We start from the raw sequence: 20,212 nt of genomic DNA, 5'->3' as shown, positions 1-20,212 counted from the left end.
TCGTAACCACAGTTATTACACATAATGAGATGTGGACAGGTGTCATCTTTGTATGTGTCTGGATAACCGTCTCCCATCTTTATAGTATTTAAATCGTTATAATGAGCATAGGGATCAAAAAAAATCACTTTCCTTACCAGCATCTTCTAAAGGATTGGTACACTTTGGACAGTTTTGCTCTAAATGATTAAATGCGTTACATAGAGGACACTCGGACATTTAGGAATCTCCTTTTTGCTTTAGTATCCTTCATTTGATGAGAAATATGTAAAAAGCACCCCTTCACAAAGTTTCTCTTTATGAAGGGGTGCTATTTTATTAGGAGTGAATAATTACTTCTTTTCCTTCTTTACGATCCTTCGCATATTCTGCCGTTGCTGTGAACAATACATCTGAAGAAGAGTTTAGCGCTGTTTCACATGAATCTTGAATAACTCCAATGATGAATCCAACACCAACAACCTGCATTGCTATTTCGTTAGGAATTCCAAATAGACTACAAGCTAATGGAATAAGTAAAAGAGATCCGCCAGCTACTCCTGAAGCACCTGCAGCTGAAACGGCAGCTAGTACACTTAGGATTATTGCAGTAGCTATATCTACTTCTATATCTAAAGTGTGAACGGCAGCAAGTGTCAATACAGAAATAGTTACTGCTGCTCCAGCCATATTAATAGTAGCACCTAATGGAATTGAAACAGAGTAAGTATCCTTGTCCAATTCTAGCTTTTCACAAAGCCCCATATTTACTGGAATATTAGCAGCAGAGCTACGTGTGAAGAAGGCAGTAATACCACTTTCTCTTAACGTTCGGAATACTAATGGATAAGGATTTTTGCGTACATATATGTATACAATGAGTGGATTAATAACTAGCGCCACAAATAACATACATCCTAATAATATGATAATTAATTGGCCATATTCCTTTAGAGCAGAAAGACCGTTTGTAGCTATTGCCTCAAAAACAAGTCCTAAAATACCGAGTGGAGCTAATTTAATAACCCATTTAACTAATTGAGAAATAGCATCAGAAAAGTTTGCAATGGCATTCTTTGTTGTTTCTGCAGCATTCTTTAAAGTTAGACCTAGTAAGATAGCCCAAGTCAAAATTCCGATATAATTGGCATTTAAAATTGCATTTACTGGATTATCAACAACGTTGAACAATAGAGTTTTCAATACCTCTACAATATCACTAGGAGGAGTTACATCCTCAACTCCTGTGGTGAGGGTTAGAGTAACCGGAAATATAAAGCTAGCAACTACACCAACTAGTGCTGCAAGGAAAGTTCCAATTCCATAAAGTATAAGAATTGACTTCATATTAGTCTGCTGGCCACTTTTGTGAGAAGAGATAGCATGCATAACTAAGAATAAAACTAATATTGGTGCAACAGCCTTCAAAGCACCTACAAATAAAGTTCCGAAAATAGTTACCCAGTTTGCAGCGTCAGGTATAGTGACAGCTAGAACCACGCCTATTACAATCCCTAGTAAAATTTGTTTAACTAGGCTTACTTGGTTCCACTTATGTATAAGATTTTTCATGTTTTTCCCCCCGATATTTAACATAATAGCATAATCTAAGATGTAATGACTCTTCATTATGTCAAATTATTGTGTTATCTAAGTATAAATGATAGTTTAACACGAAGATTAAGAATTGGTAAACAATTATTGCAAGATAATATTTACTAATTGTTACAGGTGCCTGGCACCTGTAACAATTCTTGGAAGCTGTAATAATCTTGCTTTCAGGTAACTGTTCAAGAAATGTGGGCGTCTTATTAAGAAAAGAAAGTTACAATAGATTATAGTTATAGTAGGAATTCATTAAAAGGAGAAGTGATAGATGGAAACGAAAGAATATTTATATTCTCGAATACAGGAAATTGAAGATTGGGAGAAAGACCAAAAGGGTTTATGGTTTTGGGAGAAGATAGGGCGCCTTCCTTTTAAGGTTCTTGACAAGTTAACTCCCGCTTTCATCCAGGAGAAAATTGGCGTACTTGTTTCTGAAATAGGTAATTATATTCAAACGGGTGGAAAATACTTAATCAATGAACAAGCAATGATTAAAAAAATACAATCTTCCACTAAATATGAACCTATAGAATCTATTGAGGATATTAGGAACATCCCTTTAGAAGATATGATTATATTGAGTGAAAATCTCCAAAAGGAACGAGTGAAATTTGCCACACTGCAAGGTGCAACAACTGGGATCGGGGGTATTTTTACTTTAGCGATTGATATTCCTTTGATCCTGGGTACAGCACTTAAAACTTTGCAAGAAATTGCGATTATTCATGGTTATGATCCAAATGATAAGCAAGAGCGTGTTTTTATCGTTAAGTGCCTACAGTTTGCTTCGGCTGATATTGTGGGAAAGGAATCCATTTTAAATGAATTATCTGCTCTACATCAAAACAAGCAATCATCTGAAAATATGTTGTCTCAGTTAAAAGGATGGCAGGAGGTATTTTTCACTTATCGTGATCAATTCGGATGGAAAAAGCTCTTACAAATGGTGCCAATCGCTGGAATTATCTTCGGAGCATTTGCAAACAAAGGAATGATCCAAGACATCGCAGAGACTGGAACTATGCTTTACAGAAAAAGAAGAATTTATGAAAAGCTACAAGATATAAAAAGTGATTCGATTTAAAAGAAAGATGCCTCACAAAGTGAACTTCCCCGTAACAGTTAGACATATTTAAACTGTTACGGAGAATTATTTGTTCAAAGAGTTAATCGGTCGGTTCCATCATTATTACTCTATTCTCTTCAAGTTTAAGTTTGCCGTTTCTATTGTTCTATATTCCTATCTTTTTCATAAAATATAGAGATTCTACTATTGGAATTAATTTATTGGAAAAAGGGGAAAAGCACATGTTCGCGGTACATTTTCATGAAAATAACACAATCGTATTAACTCAAGCCTTAAGAACTATTCCTGCAGTGGACGAAGATTTAAAAATCAAAGGACGAAAGTGTAAGGTTCTAGATGTCACTTATAATGACAATAATCATGTGCATGTTCAGGTAGAGTTCGAAAAAATAGTCGAGAAAAATAAAGCTGCCTCAGAGCTCGGAAAAAAGAAAAAGAGATAAATAGTGAAAGGAGGAAAGTGAACATTCACTTCCTCCTTTTTTAAAAATCTTCATTTATCGTTAGAATTACAATTTTCAGTATATTAGTTTTTTGATAGGATAGATATGTCTTAAAAATGTCGCTATGTTAGTTGATATATAATACCTATCAGAAACAGATAATACTAAAGACCTTCAATTTACTAATAAAATCCTTTTCTAAAATTGAAGTTATGATTAAGCATATAAACGAAATAATTACTGCATACCAAACCAAAAAACCTACAAACAAAATACTTGTTTGTAGGCTTTAATAAGAAATTAATTTAGAATTACTAGGTGACTAATGCTGCTTTCTCATCTTAGGCATTTGCTTAAAGGAAGGAAATACAGTCTTTTATTATCATGTACCACAGTAGGTTTGGTATCCGCCGCTAGTTTTCGGAGGTAGTTCTGTATATTCCAGGTTATCAGCTGAATAATCGTAAGGATTTTTAAGCGCTGCTAGTAGCTTTTCCATCACATGATAGTCTCCTTTTTCAACTGCTGCATCTAGGGCCTCCTCTACGCGATGATTTCTTGGAATTATTGTTGGATTATGCTGTTTCATCAGTTCTATAGATTCATGCTTCGATTCCTGTTGTTTTTCTAATCTTTCTGACCACTTCGTTTGCCACTGAGCAAATTTATCGGATTTGAAAAGTTCATTTTCCTCTAGTTTCTCCATAGTAAGAGCACGGAAGGTGTTCGTATAGTCTGCATTATATTTCTCTATTAGTTCTAAAAGCTCATGAATAAGAGATAAATCCTCTCCTTTTTTATTAAATAATCCTAATTTTACTCTCATACCATTTAAATAATTTGCTTGGAAATACTCTGGATATGCGGATAGTACTTCCTGTGCTTGCCTAATAGCTTCCTCCTGCTCCTCGTGTAAAAGGGGCAATAAGCTTTCAGCAAGTCTAGCCAAGTTCCAACCACCAATACCTGGTTGGTTTCCGTAAGCGTAGCGACCTTGAGTATCAATCGAGCTAAAAACTGTTTTCATATCATACGTATCCATGAAAGCACATGGTCCGTAATCTATTGTTTCCCCGCTGATGCTCATATTATCTGTATTCATCACGCCGTGTATAAAACCAACTAGCTGCCATTGAGAAATAAGGGCTGCTTGACGTTTTACTACCTCCTCAAGTAGCAATAAATATTTATTTTCTTTATCCTTCAATTCAGGATAATGCCTGTTAATCGTGTAGTCAGCTAATGCCTGCAAATCCTCATACTCACCCATATTTGCAGCAAATTGGAAAGTACCAACTCGAATATGACTGCTGGCAATTCTCGCCATAAGTGCTCCTGGCTGTTTAGTCTCTCTAACAATAGCTTCACCAGTAGTTACAACAGACAGGCTGCGCGTTGTCGGTATTCCAAGACCATGCATTGCTTCACTAATAATATATTCTCTTAGCATTGGGCCTAGTCCCGCTCTTCCATCTCCTCCACGGGAATAAGGTGTTCTCCCTGAACCTTTTAGCTGAATATCTAAACGCACTCCGTTTGGAGTTATCTGTTCCCCATACAATAATGCACGTCCATCACCTAGCATAGTAAAATTGCCGAATTGGTGTCCTGCGTATGCCTGAGCAAGAGGCTCGCTACCTTTAGGTGCTTTGTTACCTGCAAGGATTTGTAAACTTTGTTCACTTTTCATAAGATTTGCATCTAATCCTAACTCAGCTACAAGCGATTCATTCAAGATAGCTAGCTTTGGTGACCTAACAGGATTAGGTTCTATTATTGTATAAAATATTGGTGGAAGACTTGCATAACTGTTGTCTAAATTCCATCCAGCTTGTTTTCTCTGTTCTGACATCCTATCTTCCTTTCCTCTCTAGCATTTAATAGTTATCTTCTACTTATTGTTCTCATTATACCCTTCATTGTAGGGTAATACGCTAGTTAATGACTTACCTTTATTTGATCGGTGTTTTACATATGTATAATTTATATGAAGAACAGAAAAGAGTATGAAGCAAAATTCAATTCAGTTATAGATAGACATTTTTTAGCAATGTGAGCAATAAGGAAGGCCAAATCGCTGGAGCTCCGAGTGACAAATGCTCGCTAATGAGTGATAAAGACCGAACTATTTTAATGGATAGTTCATATTTCGGATTGTCGTAAAATTTGAGATTCTTGTCGTAAACGACGCGTTAATTGTAGTAAAAATAAAGGAGGGTGTAGTAAATCGCATGGAATAGGGGAGTTGAGCATGAATTATAAAAAGGAGCTGGCACACACCGCTCCTTCTTGTTATTTTTCATTTATTCTCTATTAAACCAATACCGATTCCTGTTGGGTCAACAAGATAAGCAAGATAGAAATCATCAAATTCCATTTTTTCTCTCAGTACCATAGCTCCATTTGCAACAGCATTGGATAAAGAGTGATCTATCGAATTTACTTCAATTTGAACTCTAGTGCCATGTGGATAATCATGAGGTCCTTTACTGATACCACCTTGCAGATGATTACTTTCAGTGTTTTCATCTGTAGTGACCGGCCAATAATCCCAACTTGGTTCATGTACCTTCCATCCAAATACTTCTGCGTAAAATTTCGCAGCCTTTTCTGGTTCCTGACTGTTCATCTCAAAGCCTACAACTTTACCCATCTTTTACCCACTTTCTATTGTTTTATCGATTTTTCAATCCAATTGCTCTTCAGATTTAAGTACTATAAAATCCCATGGATATTGCTCTAGACAAACTCATGTCAATATTTTCATTAGCTTCTTCATCGCATTCTCATTGCATTTGTTTTCAAAATGAGCAATCAAAAAATCTATAGCTTCCCTTTTACTAAGTTCTAGATTCTTTATACTGTTTCTTTCAGTCCATGCTTCATAGGTTTCAAATGCAGTACTATTCCAGCCAGTTTTCTCTCCATGCTCATCTTTTTTTCTTGAATTCCTGCTATAACTATATCCATCGTTCCTTGGAGTTCTAATAAAGCATTCTCAAATATTTTCTTCTGATCCTTATGTGAAAGTCCCGCCCTTTTCCTTAAAACTCTAGTATCTATACCCTGTTCGTCTTCAATTAAATGAAAGATTGCTAATGCCTCTCTTGATAATTTTCCATCTGCAAAACGTTTTTCAATTGATGCTACCTCTCCTAGTACCTTTTTAAAATATGGGAGAAGCTCACGAGAAATTAGCACAGATTTTTTCTTAATAAACTTTCCGTATCCTGCTACTCCATCCGTTGAAAATTTTGTTCGCCATATCCATGGATCGAAAGCCGTATCAGAATGCCAGCTATCTTTAGGTGTTACACTACTAAGTGAGGGATAATCGGGTATTAAGGGGGCAAGGGGTAATAACCCTATTTCTTCTATTATCAGAACAGCTTCTTCATATGATTTAATTTGTTTTTCCATACATTTAACCCTCCTTTAAAATCTTCTTACTTATATGTTTTGGTTAAACATCTATAAAATTGTATGCAGCAGATGTTCAACAGGAAGCTGTATTAGATTCTTATTGATCATAATCACCGTATACATTGAAGTTCAGTTACTTTTCCTTAATAGGTACATAAAGATCTACCTTAGCATATCTTTTTGAGTCTTCTGCAGGGTTATTTCGGCTAAATTCCAAATTGGTTCGGTTAAAATCTGGTTCGAAATCACTTGCTGGAAGCCACTGCCCGTATACTTGATCATAAGCAATATGTAAATTTTGAGGTTCTCCGTAATAGGAACATAAGGCAAATAATCCACCTTCTAACGTTTGGTACTTTATTTCCTTATGTTCTCCTTTTTTAAAATTGCTAGGTAAAGTTACGCAAGCATCATGTCTGCAATTGTCTGGGGTTACTAGGCTGGGGTTGTCTAATGAGATTCCTATGAAATCTTGCGCAGGCGGAAAAAGACCTTCGGAGAACGACCATTCCATTAGTCTTCCCCAGTGTGTATTAGGTTCAAAATAACTGCCAAAACGTCTTATATATGCTACTTCATAATTAGGCAATTCCACTATAGTTATATTCATTTTTCAACCTACTCTCCTTGTTTAAGTGCTAGAATGACTGATAGATGTATATTTTCCTTAAAAGTATTAGTTGGTTCTATTGCCAATAACTCCTTCTTTAAATGTTCTTCAAATAAATGAACATTGTCACCTAAAAAGTGTTTTGCTCCATAGGATGTAGAATATATATTGCCAATAATAGAATCTATGCTCCACCTTTGTTCATAGGGTGGAAGCTCCACTTTGTCCAATTTAAATTTAGAACGTTCAATTAGCTGCTCATAATTCTCACTAGGGGATTGGTAAATTGTATTTCCTGCCCTTCGCTCTGAACCATACCAATGCTTGATAACCTCATCCACTTTGTTTTGCCATAAAGAACGTTCATTTTTTTTAGAACATGGGTCGACAATTGCAATCCCTCCCCCTAGTGATGACATGTCAAATAACATTTCAAGCGTTTTTTCTCGTTCCATCCAGTGAAAAGCTTTTGCAATAGTTATCATCTTAAACGTCTTTTTTTGCTGAGCGTTAAATTTTTCAAGATTACCTGTAAACCATTCAATATTGTCATGTCTAGATTCTTTCTGTAGATATCTAGCTTCTTCAATCATCTCTGGTTCTTGATCTACCCCTACTATCGTTTCAAACCAATCGACAAATCTTAATGCCAATCTTCCATCACCGCAACCTAAATCCAACATCTGTCCTGTACCATCTAAAGCAAATTTATGTATTAAAAATCTGATAAGAGTATCAGGGTAAAGTGGTCGATAAAGTGAATAATATCTAGCTGTTCCTGAAAACAAATCATTTCCATAGCTTCTCATATACTCATGCCCTTCCTTCATTGAAAATAAATCATTTAACGATTGATACTAAACTAAATTTCTTTCGTTTATAAAACTTCATTAATAGTTTGAATAAATAACTCTTTTTCTTCTAAAAATGGATAGTGATTACTCTGTTCAAATATATGGATGGATGCGTGCGGCAATAGCTCTTTCATCTCTATAGAAAGTTCTACAGGACATTGAACATCATGTCGTCCACAAAGAATATGTACAGGAGTTTCAACTTTATCAAGCTGGCGAGTCACATCATAGATTAAAACCTCTCTTCCAAAGAAGTTTAATCTGTTTGCAGATATTTTCTTATGTATATTACATGAAAACAATTCATCATAGTTTTCCGGGTGGTACAAAGAAAATTGTGTCCTCTCTTTTGAGAGTTGAAGTCTTACTTCTTTAGTAAGATCAGGTTTTTTTAACAGCTCCATTAAAGCTTGCATTCTTTTATAATTTGGGTGTTCCTCATTATAGATACATTTAGGAGAGGTGGAGCTATACTCCCTTGCAGAGGATCCAACTACTACAAGAGATTTCAAATAGTAGGAAAAATGAATGCCATATATTAAACCCAGCATCCCTCCTGTTGAATGTCCTGCAAAGGTCCACTTGTCATATCCAAATGCCTGACGGATTGCTTCTAAATCAAGAACTGCATCTATCATGCTTAATTCGTGTGGAAATTTAGGCTTGTCCGAGCTACCCACATCTCTCAGGTTCACAAGAAATACTTTGTTTGTACTTGTAAAAACATCTGCAAAATAGTCACCACTATCATTGAACTCTGAGTAAAGATGGGTAACGCAAACTGGTTCCCCTTCTCCCTTAATAAACACTTCAAAAACCCCTCGACTAGTTGTTACCATTTGTCTTAACCATTTAGACATTGAAACTTCTCCTTACTCTTTATCACTTTAATGCTCAAAATTTTACTTACCATCTATCTCTTTTGAAAAATTGCTGTCATAAAACCAGCCAGGCCTAGTACTGACTGATCACTTTCTTTCATTTGTCTTATCTCTATTTCCTCAAAGTCTTTAAAGACAGCTCTTAATTTCTCTTCATCATAGCCAAGCCCTCCCTTTAAACTTTGAGTCCGATAAACTTCTATGTCTGAAATTGTAGACCCGCCATACTCACCATTTGGTGCAAAGCATGTGATAGCAAAATAACCACCTGTTTTTAAAGCTTTCTTTATTAATTGGATATAACTTATTCGTCGATGGGGTGCAATATGGTGAAAACAGCCAGAATCATACACGATATCATAGCTTCCTTCCTGAAAACTCAGTTCAAAAATATTTTGACAATTAAAATTGATATCTACTTGTTCTATTTTAGCTCGCTCGATAGCCCAGTTTATAGTTTCCCTCGAAATATCAACGGCATCTACTACATATCCTTTTTTGGCAAGATAAATAGCATTTCGCCCCGGGCCACAGCCTAGCTCTAATACTCTCCCCGGCTTAAATATACCGCAATCTATATAATCGACTAAATTTTCATCGGGTACGTTACTAAAGAAAGGAATATCTTTTTTTCGATCACTATAAAACCCATTCCAAAATAATTTTGGCTCTCTTAATAGACTATCTAACAATAGATATAAATCTTCTGGTTCAGTAACTAACCTCCGCATTATTAGACCCCGTCTCGTTTAATCAATAAAGTAAGGATAATAAGTAAATGCTGTGACACAAAAGCTCACTACAATAAAAAGTAATAGACCAATAATTACTGGAGAACTCTTAAACTGAAACGGAGTAATCGCTCCACCGTTCTGCCCATTCCAGCCTTTCAGATGTGCATTTTCAGCATTGCTTTGTCTATTTGAATTAAGTTGAAAAAACCAAATTAGTCCAAATAAAGCTAATCCTCCAAGAAAGATTATATCAACCATCTTCCAATTTAATAAGATAGAAACACCCCAGATTAATGCAGTTTCCACAAGTAAAGTAGCAACTATTACGTATAAATTTTTCAACCTTAGACCCCCTTTTATGAGAACTGTAAATAGGCTTTCTACTAAATTATACACCAAAATTTGTAAATATAATAATAGATTTTTAATTATTCTGTATTTTATTTTAAGAGGTATTTTACAATTATTATCGAATACTTTTAAAAACGAAGGAGGAAATTTCATGCTAAATTTTATCGATACTCTACCAACCGATAAACAAATTGCTGGGGTTCATTGTATCCCCATAAATGAGCAAGGTATGATTATGCTTGCTTGGGACAAAGATGAACAGCTAATCACCACTATTGGTGGTCGAGTTGAAAATAGCGAGACCTTAGAGGAAGCTTTGGTTCGAGAAGTAATGGAGGAAGTAGGTATTACATTAATGGAGGAAAAGATACCATTTGCATCCTGGTACTGGTCTTCTACAGATACATATACAGTTTGGTACCTTTCTAAAGTAAAAACACTTGGAAAATATGACTTTCAAAACGAAAAAACCGGTTATCTTATAAGTAATTTCTTAACTTTCGAGCTGCTTATCACACAACTTGAAAACAAATATGCCCCTAGACTTCAAATTTTACAACTAGCAAAGAAAAAAGCGATGGACATGCAATGGATCACTAGGTGAAATTGTAAATTATTAATTCATTTTATTATCAAACAGAATTTGACACTTCAAATTTGTATTAGTAATACATGGATTCCAATAGCTCTAAAGAAAGTCAGCCTTTTTTGTCTTTATATAGACCTCCTTTTAACTGATTTACTGATAATCCATTGAGGAATACAGTTTAAGAGGAAGCTTATAAAAAATACAGTATAGGGACGGAATGGTTTAAAATAATATCCCCAGTCTACAGTCGTATTCATCATATGAATAAAATATAAAGAACTGATAATTGACAATATATTTCCTATTAACAGGACTGAAATAAAGAGAAACGACTTACATATGTAGGCAAGAACTATTGTCCCTATAATCATAATTAGGTATCCAATCATCGTTCCTTTCGTAAAGTCTAAATACATTGCATAATATCCAAATGGGAAACAATAAAACATAAGAACTAAAATAATAAAAGCTACGTTTTGTTTCTTCCACTTATATTGGGCATAGTTACTTGCCAGAATGACTAAATATATTAGAGAAACGATCAACGAAAAACTCCCATAGCTCAAATTCAATAATTTGTTTAATCCAAACAACGGAATAACGAAAAACATATACAGTGGATATTGTATATTCGCAATTACGTCTAAAAAGGAAAAATGCAAAAATTGATTTTCCAAACTATTTATACCGAATACAGTCAATGATGCTCCAAAAGCTATTAATATCCAAATCCTCAACATCTTTTTGCCAGTGTAAATTAATAACCCTACCAAAAGACATATAGAAATAACTAAATGATAAAAGTTTAAATTGCCATCTGGAAATTTAATAGCAGGCATGAAATTAAACACCAACGCAACTAAATACAAAAGTATCAGGATATATTTTTTTATTTCCCTCATAACTAAACCTCCCTTTTAGTGTAATATTACACTAAAAGGGAGGTTTGAACAACATTATATTTTTTGACTAATAATACTCCATTTTTCTCTGGCTACCAATTCATCAAAGGTGCTAAGTATACGGTAATTTTCTTCATCCACTATTCGAAAGTGCTTGCTGAGCACATTTTGTTGAAGACGAAAACCTTTTTTCTCCTCTACATTTTTCCACCAAATATAGCCGCCAAGCGTTTTATCCTTTGGTCTTATAATTACATCATGGGCAGTGAGCTCAATGACCTCCATTGGATCTCCCCCAATTTGATTTTGTAGCGTAGGACTATCACGGAACAAAGCGCATATTGCGATAGTAGTCGTCCAATTTGCAAAAGTCCTTTCCTTTTCTATCTGAACCAAAGTTTTCTTTGAGATGCCTAAGAGTTCGGCCATTTTATCTTGTGTATAGTCATTTTCTACTCTAATAAGCTTAAGACTTTGAGAAGTTATATGTATTAAGAAATCACGATCCATGGGCTCACCTCGTGTAATTTTACACTAATTATAACTGAAATATACTAAATAAAATACCAAAAGCTCAGTCGGATAACTGAGCTTCTTAAACGAAAAATTAATGCTCTTTTTACTCGTTCTTAAATAAACAATCGTTTGTGCCGCAAAACTATTAAGCTTACTAGTAGTAATAGTGCACCTGAAATAATAAACACGACTCTTACACCGACTAAATCAACAGCAACACCTACTGCTAAGGAAGATATACCAAACAATCCAGTACCCACCGTCCCAAGAGATGTATAAACAGTTACTAATTTTTCTAAGGGCACACTTCTTTGAATAACAGTTTGCTGTGGTATGTTTTTTAATTGACCAAACAGACCGATTCCTATTGATAGGACAAGAGCAAGTAAAGGATAGCTTATAGAGCCGAACAAAATAGTAAGCACACCGCTCAACAAAGCACCAAAACCGATAAAATAGTGCTTATAGGTATCTGCTAAGTGAGAATATTTTATACAAATAATGCTACCTAAAAGTAATCCTACAAAAAACGCTCCATTGATAAACCCCCACCAATGCTCTCCTTCTTTCAGTGCCTGCTCCACATATATATAGAGAATAGCTGCTATCCACACAGTCCCAGCGATTGTCTCCAAAATATCAATTAGTATAATTTTTCTAAGAACTGGTGTATCCATTATACTTATCCAGCCTACTGATAGCTGTGTGAAAAGAGACTCTTCCTTTTTTTCTACGTGATTCACATGGTCTAAAAGGTAAGTCAAAATACTTGAAACTAAAAACAAGCCACTTACTATTATGATCAACCAAAAAGGATTAAATAAAAGAAGTAACAATCCTCCAAACAACCAAGCACCAATTTGTATTATCTGGTTAACCGTTTCCACAGTACTATTAGCTTTTACAAGCTTATCATCTGCAACATAATGAGGTAGAAAAGCCCGCATTATAGGATTAGCACATCCATCAAGAAGTGCTATCCCTGCGATGAGCACAAAAATAATCCAATAATTGGTCGATTGCATAAACATAAACAGAAAAATCCCTAGCATTATTAATAGGATAGTTTTTCCCATTTGTGACCAAACGAGCAATGTCTTCAATTTGTATTTCCCAAGAAATAAAGGTGTAAATAAACTCGATACAAACATTGCAGAAGTAATAGTAAAAGGCACAATTGATGAGATTGTTGCAGAGCCAGTTAAACTATATAAGACACTGATTACACTAACTATATAAAATACGTCCCCTAGATTCGCGAACGATTGACCAGTCAGTAACAATAGAAAATTTTTATTTTTTTTCATTTTAATCCCCCATATTAAATTTCGTTTTATTTAATAAGGTTATGGATTAAATTGGACAAGACATAAATTGAAGCCTCCTTTTGATGTGCTAATTGGAGAAGTTCTGGGGGATTACAAACTTTTCCTTTCTTTGAGCACTATTTTAAATTAAATGAGTTAATTTCATATTAACAGATTACCTTTAATATAAGAACATCTATTATTCTGTAAATTTAAGCAGGACGCGTAAAAGCTAGATTGAAGTTAGATAAGCCATCACAATCGGATGAATTCGACTGTGATGGCTTTATCGATCATAGGCTATAAAGCAACCGAGTAGAGCGAAAATGAATCATCGTCAATCTACCATTTGTTTTTTATAAACGACAGCTGTAATAATATAGATTACTACTGACCATAAAGCGATTATACCTAAATGACTCCATATTTCTCCAAATCCAGCTCCAGCATCTACTTTCGTTGCCATTTCAAGCAGCTGAAGGTTGGGTATATATTCGATTACACTAAAAATCGGATACTTTTCGCTAAAGCTAAGGATTCCTGATCCCGTGGAGAACAAAAAGATAACTGGTAATACAATTACTGATGATTCCATTACGGATTTAGCTATTAACCCTAATAACGTTCCTAAGCCTATAAAGAATATTGCACATAGAGCTAATCCTAATCCCAAAACGGGTATGTTGGCTGGAGTATACCCAGCAAGCATAACACTAGCCACAGCTACAACCATTGTTAAAACGAATGATAATGCACTTTTTCCACCAAGAATTTCATAGGTATTTGCAGGAGATAGCATTAATCCACGCAGTGTATTTTTTTCTTTTTCTTCTGCGATTAAACAACATTGAACGTACGAGCCTACCATAGTAAAAGCAAAGCCTATTGTGAAATTACTATTGACTAATGGATCCATTCCCATTCTGCTAAAAATAGCGGCCATTAAAACAGGTAAGTATATAACCATTGAGACTGCCATGTTTCTAGTAAATTCTTTAAAATCCTTTTGAAAGATTGCGTTTACGCGTTTCCATGAAAATGTCATATTAATTCTCCTCCAGTCACTTTAACAAAAATATCACCTAATGATGGTTCGTTGGAATGTACAGTGGAAATACGATTCTCCTTCATCAATTGGAACATCTTATCTGCTCCAGCTTCATCTCTTTTGAGTATTACCGTTTCGTTATTAGTTAGCTCTATTGTCATCGTTCCATCCGAAAACTGTTTCTTCAGCTCACTAGGTTTATCTAGTAATTGAATTTTCCCTTTATTTAAAAAAGCAACTCGGTCACAAAGCGTATCTGCTTCTTGCATATCATGGGTTGTTAAGAAGATGGTTGTTCCTTTTTCATTCAAAGCACGTAAGCCGTTATAAATATGCAATGTGTTTACTGGGTCTAGAGCAGAGGTTGGTTCATCTAAGAACAATAGCTCCGGTTCATGAAGAATGGCTCTCGCAAGTACTACTCGCTGAATCATCCCTTTAGATAGTTCAGATATTTTTTTCTTGCGTGCCTCCGTTAGGTTTACAAAATTTAATGCCTCATCTACCTTGGAAATTGGCAAATCATATAGCTCGCAATATAGCTTTAAATTTTCGAAAATAGACAATCTACTATATAGTCCACTATTATCAGTAAGGACACCGAACCGCTTTCTTTCATTAGGGTTCTTGAAGTTGGATACTTTTTCACCAAAAACAAGCGCTTCCCCCTCTGTTGGGTCTAACTGACCCGTTAGTATTTTAATAGTAGTTGTTTTCCCTGAACCACTTGGGCCAAGAAATCCAAAAATCTCACCTTTTCTTACTTGAAAGTTAACATCCTCTACTGCCTTAAAATTTGAAAAATATTTGGCTAGACCTTTTACTTCAATTACATTTTCCATTTGAAAACCTCCTAATTGTTTGGTTGAACATTTCGTATCTACAACCTAAGATTATGAGATATTTAAATCGAAAACATTATATTTCCGGTGAAAGGAGTCAAATTTAGGGTGAGTGGACTCTTATTTTAGTTGAATGGAGCTTATTTAAGTCCTAACATTCCCTTTAAATCCGCCATCTTAGTCTTAGAAAGTGGAACAGATGATTTTTCTGTATCATCTAGTACCAAGCTGTAGCTATTTCGTGTCCACGTAATAACTTCCCTCACTTTTTGTAAATTCACGATATATGAACGATGGCATCGGAAGAAACCAAAGGCTAATAATCTTTCTTCTAGATCATTTAATGTAAAGGAACAAGCAAAGCTTTCTCCTTTTATATGTAAATAAGTTTGTCCTTCTGTGCTTTCAATGTAATCTATCTCTGGAGGATCAAACAATACAATTTTTTCATTTACTTTAGTTGGTATTTTTTCAAAGCGAATAGGCTGAATTAATTTCTCTTCCACTGATTCATCGGTTGTTGTAATCTTAGCGGTAGGTGACTCTATTTCTTTCACTTCCTCACTGTCTTCTTCCTTTGTGTGAATTGGATGAAGTCCTTTTTCATTTAATCGGTAAACGTTATCCGAGCAAGCAACCCCACTCTCCACTTGACCTGTTAATACTAATATAATTTTTTGCGCTAGACGAAGCTCTCTTAAAATGGATAAAAGAATACGTTTCGATTCAATATCTAAATTTTGATCAGGCTCTTCCATTATGTAAATGTCTGGACTGTGAATAAGTAACCATGCTAGCTGAACGCGTTTTCTTTCAGAATACGTTAAATTCATTAATTTTTTATTTTTTTGGGCACCAAGTTGTACGGAGTGCATGATTTTGTCTATTTGTTCAGGAGAGTTATATAGTTTTTTATAAAATTTTAAGTTTTCCAAGACCGTCAGTCGTTCATATCCTCCCTCATGCAAAAAGAAAAACCCAATTTTGTTTTCAGGAATATAATCAATTTTTCCATTAGATAATCTTGTTTTTCCTAACAAAGTATTTAACAGCTGCTCCTTCACATTAACAGTAGAAACAATGGCGGTAACCTCTCCTTGTATTATGTCTAAATTGAATTCAGGAAAGAGCACCATATCATTTGTATGTTTTTCTGCTTGTATAAATTTCAAAGTCATTAATAAATCCTCTATTCTATGTATTCTAATAACTATATTATACCAATATATTCATGTTTTTCTATATACAAACAAAAACCATGAGCCGTTTTAGGCCCATGGTTTTCCTTATAGTGTAACTACCTTTTTATTGTCTTTTTCTCGAGTAGCAAGTTGAATTGCTAACAGAATACCGAATAAAGCTAAGCCAGCCATATCTGAATAGCCTTCTGGGTAAATAAGCAATAGTCCTGCGAGAATTGCAAACAACCTTTCAACAGGATTCACTTTACGGTACCAATAACCAATCATACCAGCACTAATCGCTAGCATTCCAATGATGGCAGTAAAGGTCACCCATAACACTTGCCATAATGTTGTATCTATCATCAACAGGGTTGGCGAGAATACAATCATATATGGAATGATAAATGCGGCAATTGCCAGTTTGGAGGATTGAATCCCCGTTTTAATTGGGTCACCACCCGATATTCCTGATGCAGCAAAGGCGGCTAAGGCAACCGGCGGTGTTATATCTGCGACTATCCCAAAATAAAATACGAAGAAATGTGCAGATAGTAAAACAACAATCGGAATTGCATTTTGCGCTGTATCTGGTGCTAGTAACGCAATGATTGCAGGCGCTGCAATAGTCGATGTGATAACATAGTTGGCAGTTGTTGGAGCTCCCATCCCTAGAATCAGGGAGGCAATCATTACAAAGAATAATGTAAGAATAATACTACCACCTGCAAGTTTAACAAGACTAGTTGCCAGACTTAGACCAAGACCTGTCTTTACAACAACTCCTACAATAATACCTGCACAAGCCGTAGCCGCAACTACACTAAGTGCTGTACGAGCTCCATCCACTAATGCATCCATTATTTCTTTAGGACCAAGGCGCGTGTCCTTATTAATCCAGCCGACTACGATACATGCCAGAATACCATATAATGCTGAATGAATTACTGGAACTCCAACCATCATTAAAATTATGATTAAGAAAATAGGCAAGATTAAATAAATTTTCTTAAAAATCTCTTTACGATCCGGCATCTGTTCATCTGTCAACCCGCGCAAACCTAAACGCTTTGCTTCAAAGTGAGTCATAATCCAAATCCCAGTAAAGTATAGAAGTGCTGGTATAGCTGCTGCTTTGGCAATATCCCAGTATGTCACTCCACGTCCGATGAATTCAACCATCAAGAAAGCAGCAGCCCCCATGATTGGTGGCATTAATTGTCCACCAGTTGAAGAGGAGGCCTCAACTGCTCCAGCAAATTCTTTCTTGTATCCTAGAGATTTCATCATCGGAATCGTATACGCCCCTGATGTAACTACGTTTGCAACGGAGCTTCCTGAAATAGTCCCTTGTAGTGCAGATGAGAAAATCGCTACTTTTGCTGGACCACCAATGAGTTTTCCGGCTACTGCAACTGACAGATCATTAAAATATTGTCCAACCCCAGTTTTAACTAAAAAGGCTCCAAATAACAGGAACGCAAAAATATAAGTAGAGGAAACCGCTAAAGGTGTTCCTAAAATACCATCTGTAGAGAAAAACATTAAATTAACGATATTATCCAAACTTTGACCTCGATGAGCCATAAAGGCTGGGAAGTACTCCCCCAGATATGCATAAAGTAAAAATAATGCTGCTATAATAGTTATTGGTAAACCTACTGCTCGACGTGCAGCCTCTAAAACTAATATTATAGCAATTAAACCTACTATAAAATCTAACGTACCCAAACTTCCTAGGCTTTGGACAAGTCTTTCATAGTTTATAACCCAATAGCTCCCAACAAAAATCGCTCCCGCCCCTAATATGAAGTCATAAAAGGGAATTTTCGTTTTAGATAGTTTCTTTCGTGCAGGAAATAAAAGAAATACAAATAATAAACCAAATCCTAAATGGACAGTACGCTGAATTTGTGCAGGAAATTGCCCAAATATAGCAGTGTAAAGCTGAAATAATGAAAATGCCAACAAGCCTATATAAATAAGGTATTTCAAGTTGCCACCTATACTACGCGTATTGGATTCTGGATCATATTTTTCTAAAAGAGCTTGTTGCTCCTCTATTGATAGCTCCTGAAAATTACTGGACTCAGTGTTTTGCTTCGTTTTGTCATCATGGTTTTCTTTCATTCAGGTTAACTCCTTTCATTACTTCTACTAAGGATAGCTTTTTCACTTCGACTTTATAAGATTTCCCTTTTTCTAATTTTTCTTTTAAATCATATTTTTTTAATCCATATTTAAAATACAATTTATCCTTCACATCTCCGATAAACAAAGTAAAATGAGGCAAAACAACTGGTTCATCATTTGACAAAGTATATGTACCTTCTTTATAAATCAGAGTTTGCCCTTTTTCTGCATAACTTGGCATCCCAATTGCTACATCACTATACTCCATTGACTGTAATAGAATCTCACTGTCCATTATTTGATAGTTTTCAATCACATCTGTTTTATGTATAGTGTGAGTAAATACAATCTGAAAGTTATTTTCTTCGTTTATCAATAGATAATATGAAACTGGCGAATCTGTACGAGTTTCTGTAAACGAAAATGCAGGTATGAACGGTATAAAAATAAATATGACCGCTATCAGTATAAAGACAAATATTACTTTATTTTTCACAAAGTTTGAAACCTCACTTAACTAGAAAAGAGACTCGAAGCTGTACGCATCAGAGCCTCTTTTCACTAAACGTTACTTGTTCACTTCATCAAAGTATTTTTGTGCACCTGGATGAACATCTATACCAATACCATCAAGAGCTGTTTCTGCTTTGATAAACTCACCTTTTGCGTGACTGATCTTATCTGTGTTTCCATAAATACCTTTAGTTATTTTGTAGACTAAATCTTCCGAAAGGTCTTTTTTAACTGCTAGCATCGCTAATACGGATACTGCTGGTACCTCATCTGCAAGACCATAAGTTCCTTTAGGCACTGCATCTACTGCATAATATGGATATTTTTCGATAAGTTCTTTTGCTTTGTCTTCACTTACTGGGATAATGTTAACTTTGTTTGTAGCATTTAAAGCCTCAACTGCTGATGTTGGATAACCAGCTGTAATAAAAGCTGCTTGAATTTGACCAGTCGATAAACCATCGGTAGATTCTCCAAAGTCCAAGTTTTGAGCTTGAATGTCATCTTCTATAGATAGACCATGAATTTCTAAAAGCTGCTCAGCGTTTGCGTAAGTCCCTGAACCAGGAGCCCCTACAGAAACCTTCTTACCTTTTAAATCCTCAAAAGAATTAATGCCTGAGTCTGCTAAGGTAACTAATTGTACAGTTTCTGGGTAAAGAGCGCCAAGAGCCACTACTGTATCTAACTTGTTTCCTTCGAACATTTCTGTGCCTTCAGTTCCATAATAAGCTATGTCAGTTTGTACGAAGGCAATATCTCCTTCTTCTTCCTGTAAAGCTGTCATATTCGCAGCAGATGCCTGAGATACTTCTGCAGTAGTTTTTATACCTGTCTCTTCAGAAACTAATTCAGCAAAAGTACCACCTAGTGGATAATACGTTCCTTGGGTCCCACCAGTTAGAATACTTAAAAATTTTGGATCTTTTGATTTTCCTGAGTCGTCACCTGATCCACTTCCTGACTCATCTGTTCCGCATGCTGCTAAAAAAAGTATTAGAAAAATACTTAAGACAGCTAACCATTTCATTTGTCTCTTTTTCATATTTTACAATTCCTCCCTTTTTATATAAAAATACCCCAATGTTCTCTATAATTCTATCACAATTTCTCATCACTTTGTCAATCAATTGCATAAATTCCGTCAATTCAACACAAGATAATACGAAATAACCTTAACGTAAGCTAAATTTTTCTCATATGATTGTAAA

General features: G+C 35.3%; 20 protein-coding genes and 1 pseudogene. 3 read left to right on the top strand and 18 right to left on the bottom strand.

Translation table 11 applies throughout. From position 1 onward, the window contains the following. Positions 1–318: 318 nt before the first annotated feature. A complete protein-coding gene (gene sstT / locus ACQKNZ_RS07030) occupies positions 319–1,551 on the bottom strand; it encodes a serine/threonine transporter SstT (protein ID WP_144538141.1) in 1,233 nt (410 codons plus the stop codon). A gap of 304 nt (positions 1,552–1,855) precedes the next feature. On the opposite strand from sstT, the gene ACQKNZ_RS07025 reads away from it, so the two are divergent. Together ACQKNZ_RS07025 and ACQKNZ_RS07020 are read left to right on the top strand one after the other, a co-directional pair. Continuing rightward, positions 1,856–2,671: an EcsC family protein gene (locus ACQKNZ_RS07025; RefSeq protein WP_427658724.1), complete on the top strand. Its 816-nt coding sequence runs from the start codon at positions 1,856–1,858 to the stop codon at positions 2,669–2,671. 224 nt (positions 2,672–2,895) lie between these two features. After that, positions 2,896–3,117 (top strand): hypothetical protein, encoded by a 222-nt coding sequence (locus tag ACQKNZ_RS07020; protein ID WP_427658722.1) that lies wholly within the window; start codon positions 2,896–2,898, stop codon positions 3,115–3,117. A 382-nt stretch (positions 3,118–3,499) separates the two neighbouring features. Here ACQKNZ_RS07020 and ACQKNZ_RS07015 read toward each other — a convergent pair whose 3' ends face one another. The 8 genes and pseudogenes from ACQKNZ_RS07015 to ACQKNZ_RS06980 all read right to left on the bottom strand — a co-directional run bounded on the left by ACQKNZ_RS07015 (position 3,500) and on the right by ACQKNZ_RS06980 (position 9,961). After that, the gene (locus ACQKNZ_RS07015; RefSeq protein WP_427658720.1) at positions 3,500–4,969 is read right to left on the bottom strand and encodes a protein adenylyltransferase SelO; all 1,470 of its coding nucleotides are present in this window, start codon (positions 4,967–4,969) and stop codon (positions 3,500–3,502) included. 447 nt (positions 4,970–5,416) lie between these two features. Beyond that, positions 5,417–5,770 (bottom strand): VOC family protein, encoded by a 354-nt coding sequence (locus tag ACQKNZ_RS07010; RefSeq protein WP_427658718.1) that lies wholly within the window; start codon positions 5,768–5,770, stop codon positions 5,417–5,419. 96 nt (positions 5,771–5,866) lie between these two features. Further along, positions 5,867–6,537, bottom strand: a pseudogene (locus ACQKNZ_RS07005) (AlkZ-related protein). 136 nt (positions 6,538–6,673) lie between these two features. Beyond that, entirely contained in the window at positions 6,674–7,150 is a 477-nt protein-coding gene (locus ACQKNZ_RS07000; RefSeq protein WP_427658716.1) for an AraC family transcriptional regulator, read from the bottom strand. Between the two features lie 8 nt (positions 7,151–7,158). Beyond that, entirely contained in the window at positions 7,159–7,959 is an 801-nt protein-coding gene (locus ACQKNZ_RS06995; protein WP_427658714.1) for a class I SAM-dependent methyltransferase, read from the bottom strand. Between the two features lie 68 nt (positions 7,960–8,027). After that, positions 8,028–8,864 carry an alpha/beta fold hydrolase gene (locus tag ACQKNZ_RS06990; protein WP_427658712.1) on the bottom strand — a complete coding sequence of 279 codons (837 nt, stop codon included), beginning with the start codon at positions 8,862–8,864 and terminating at the stop codon, positions 8,028–8,030. Between the two features lie 53 nt (positions 8,865–8,917). Next, on the bottom strand, positions 8,918–9,616 hold the full coding sequence (locus tag ACQKNZ_RS06985) for a class I SAM-dependent methyltransferase (RefSeq protein ID WP_427658710.1): 699 nt from the start codon (positions 9,614–9,616) through the stop codon (positions 8,918–8,920). Positions 9,617–9,634: 18 nt separating this feature from the next. Continuing rightward, positions 9,635–9,961 (bottom strand): hypothetical protein, encoded by a 327-nt coding sequence (locus tag ACQKNZ_RS06980; protein ID WP_144538132.1) that lies wholly within the window; start codon positions 9,959–9,961, stop codon positions 9,635–9,637. 160 nt (positions 9,962–10,121) lie between these two features. Between ACQKNZ_RS06980 and ACQKNZ_RS06975 the strand changes: the two genes are divergently transcribed. Then, the gene (locus tag ACQKNZ_RS06975; RefSeq protein WP_427658708.1) at positions 10,122–10,574 is read left to right on the top strand and encodes an NUDIX domain-containing protein; all 453 of its coding nucleotides are present in this window, start codon (positions 10,122–10,124) and stop codon (positions 10,572–10,574) included. Positions 10,575–10,684: 110 nt separating this feature from the next. On the opposite strand, the gene ACQKNZ_RS06970 is transcribed toward ACQKNZ_RS06975, so the two are convergent. From ACQKNZ_RS06970 to ACQKNZ_RS06930, 9 genes are all read right to left on the bottom strand, one after another. Beyond that, on the bottom strand, positions 10,685–11,461 hold the full coding sequence (locus ACQKNZ_RS06970; protein WP_151110470.1) for a hypothetical protein: 777 nt from the start codon (positions 11,459–11,461) through the stop codon (positions 10,685–10,687). Between the two features lie 54 nt (positions 11,462–11,515). After that, the gene (locus tag ACQKNZ_RS06965) at positions 11,516–11,971 is read right to left on the bottom strand and encodes a helix-turn-helix transcriptional regulator (RefSeq protein ID WP_427658705.1); all 456 of its coding nucleotides are present in this window, start codon (positions 11,969–11,971) and stop codon (positions 11,516–11,518) included. Positions 11,972–12,090: 119 nt separating this feature from the next. Beyond that, positions 12,091–13,284, bottom strand: coding sequence for an MFS transporter (locus ACQKNZ_RS06960; RefSeq protein WP_427658703.1), 1,194 nt, complete (start codon positions 13,282–13,284; stop codon positions 12,091–12,093). A 337-nt stretch (positions 13,285–13,621) separates the two neighbouring features. Beyond that, complete coding sequence (locus ACQKNZ_RS06955; RefSeq protein ID WP_427658701.1) at positions 13,622–14,329, bottom strand: ABC transporter permease; 708 nt, start codon at positions 14,327–14,329, stop codon at positions 13,622–13,624. Continuing rightward, on the bottom strand, positions 14,326–15,174 hold the full coding sequence (locus ACQKNZ_RS06950) for an ABC transporter ATP-binding protein (RefSeq protein WP_427658699.1): 849 nt from the start codon (positions 15,172–15,174) through the stop codon (positions 14,326–14,328). The genes ACQKNZ_RS06955 and ACQKNZ_RS06950 overlap by 4 nt, the downstream gene beginning before the upstream one ends. Before the next feature lie 140 nt (positions 15,175–15,314). Continuing rightward, positions 15,315–16,352 (bottom strand): LytTR family transcriptional regulator DNA-binding domain-containing protein, encoded by a 1,038-nt coding sequence (locus ACQKNZ_RS06945; protein ID WP_154311085.1) that lies wholly within the window; start codon positions 16,350–16,352, stop codon positions 15,315–15,317. A 108-nt stretch (positions 16,353–16,460) separates the two neighbouring features. Then, positions 16,461–18,485 (bottom strand): TRAP transporter permease, encoded by a 2,025-nt coding sequence (locus ACQKNZ_RS06940; RefSeq protein ID WP_144538124.1) that lies wholly within the window; start codon positions 18,483–18,485, stop codon positions 16,461–16,463. Continuing rightward, positions 18,469–18,984 (bottom strand): DUF1850 domain-containing protein, encoded by a 516-nt coding sequence (locus tag ACQKNZ_RS06935; protein ID WP_229654108.1) that lies wholly within the window; start codon positions 18,982–18,984, stop codon positions 18,469–18,471. Before ACQKNZ_RS06935 ends, ACQKNZ_RS06940 begins: the two co-directional genes overlap by 17 nt. 72 nt (positions 18,985–19,056) lie before the next feature. Further along, positions 19,057–20,046 (bottom strand): TAXI family TRAP transporter solute-binding subunit, encoded by a 990-nt coding sequence (locus tag ACQKNZ_RS06930; RefSeq protein ID WP_151110482.1) that lies wholly within the window; start codon positions 20,044–20,046, stop codon positions 19,057–19,059. Positions 20,047–20,212 lie beyond the last annotated feature (166 nt).

This window comes from Psychrobacillus sp. NPDC093200, from assembly GCF_050280345.1.
Lineage (GTDB): Bacteria > Bacillota > Bacilli > Bacillales_A > Planococcaceae > Psychrobacillus > Psychrobacillus faecigallinarum.
Note: the sequence above shows the minus strand (reverse complement) of the source record. Positions and strands in the feature narration are given on the sequence as shown.

What these genes read in the sequence shown, in the direction of transcription:
- sstT (WP_144538141.1), bottom strand. Translation starts at nt 1,551, where the DNA reads ATGAAAAATCTTATACATAAGTGGAACCAAGTAAGCCTAGTTAAACAA.
- ACQKNZ_RS07025 (WP_427658724.1), top strand. Translation starts at nt 1,856, where the DNA reads ATGGAAACGAAAGAATATTTATATTCTCGAATACAGGAAATTGAAGAT.
- ACQKNZ_RS07020 (WP_427658722.1), top strand. Translation starts at nt 2,896, where the DNA reads ATGTTCGCGGTACATTTTCATGAAAATAACACAATCGTATTAACTCAA.
- ACQKNZ_RS07015 (WP_427658720.1), bottom strand. Translation starts at nt 4,969, where the DNA reads ATGTCAGAACAGAGAAAACAAGCTGGATGGAATTTAGACAACAGTTAT.
- ACQKNZ_RS07010 (WP_427658718.1), bottom strand. Translation starts at nt 5,770, where the DNA reads ATGGGTAAAGTTGTAGGCTTTGAGATGAACAGTCAGGAACCAGAAAAG.
- ACQKNZ_RS07000 (WP_427658716.1), bottom strand. Translation starts at nt 7,150, where the DNA reads ATGAATATAACTATAGTGGAATTGCCTAATTATGAAGTAGCATATATA.
- ACQKNZ_RS06995 (WP_427658714.1), bottom strand. Translation starts at nt 7,959, where the DNA reads ATGAGAAGCTATGGAAATGATTTGTTTTCAGGAACAGCTAGATATTAT.
- ACQKNZ_RS06990 (WP_427658712.1), bottom strand. Translation starts at nt 8,864, where the DNA reads ATGTCTAAATGGTTAAGACAAATGGTAACAACTAGTCGAGGGGTTTTT.
- ACQKNZ_RS06985 (WP_427658710.1), bottom strand. Translation starts at nt 9,616, where the DNA reads ATGCGGAGGTTAGTTACTGAACCAGAAGATTTATATCTATTGTTAGAT.
- ACQKNZ_RS06975 (WP_427658708.1), top strand. Translation starts at nt 10,122, where the DNA reads ATGCTAAATTTTATCGATACTCTACCAACCGATAAACAAATTGCTGGG.
- ACQKNZ_RS06970 (WP_151110470.1), bottom strand. Translation starts at nt 11,461, where the DNA reads ATGAGGGAAATAAAAAAATATATCCTGATACTTTTGTATTTAGTTGCG.
- ACQKNZ_RS06965 (WP_427658705.1), bottom strand. Translation starts at nt 11,971, where the DNA reads ATGGATCGTGATTTCTTAATACATATAACTTCTCAAAGTCTTAAGCTT.
- ACQKNZ_RS06960 (WP_427658703.1), bottom strand. Translation starts at nt 13,284, where the DNA reads ATGAAAAAAAATAAAAATTTTCTATTGTTACTGACTGGTCAATCGTTC.
- ACQKNZ_RS06955 (WP_427658701.1), bottom strand. Translation starts at nt 14,329, where the DNA reads ATGACATTTTCATGGAAACGCGTAAACGCAATCTTTCAAAAGGATTTT.
- ACQKNZ_RS06950 (WP_427658699.1), bottom strand. Translation starts at nt 15,174, where the DNA reads ATGGAAAATGTAATTGAAGTAAAAGGTCTAGCCAAATATTTTTCAAAT.
- ACQKNZ_RS06945 (WP_154311085.1), bottom strand. Translation starts at nt 16,352, where the DNA reads ATGACTTTGAAATTTATACAAGCAGAAAAACATACAAATGATATGGTG.
- ACQKNZ_RS06940 (WP_144538124.1), bottom strand. Translation starts at nt 18,485, where the DNA reads ATGAAAGAAAACCATGATGACAAAACGAAGCAAAACACTGAGTCCAGT.
- ACQKNZ_RS06930 (WP_151110482.1), bottom strand. Translation starts at nt 20,046, where the DNA reads ATGAAAAAGAGACAAATGAAATGGTTAGCTGTCTTAAGTATTTTTCTA.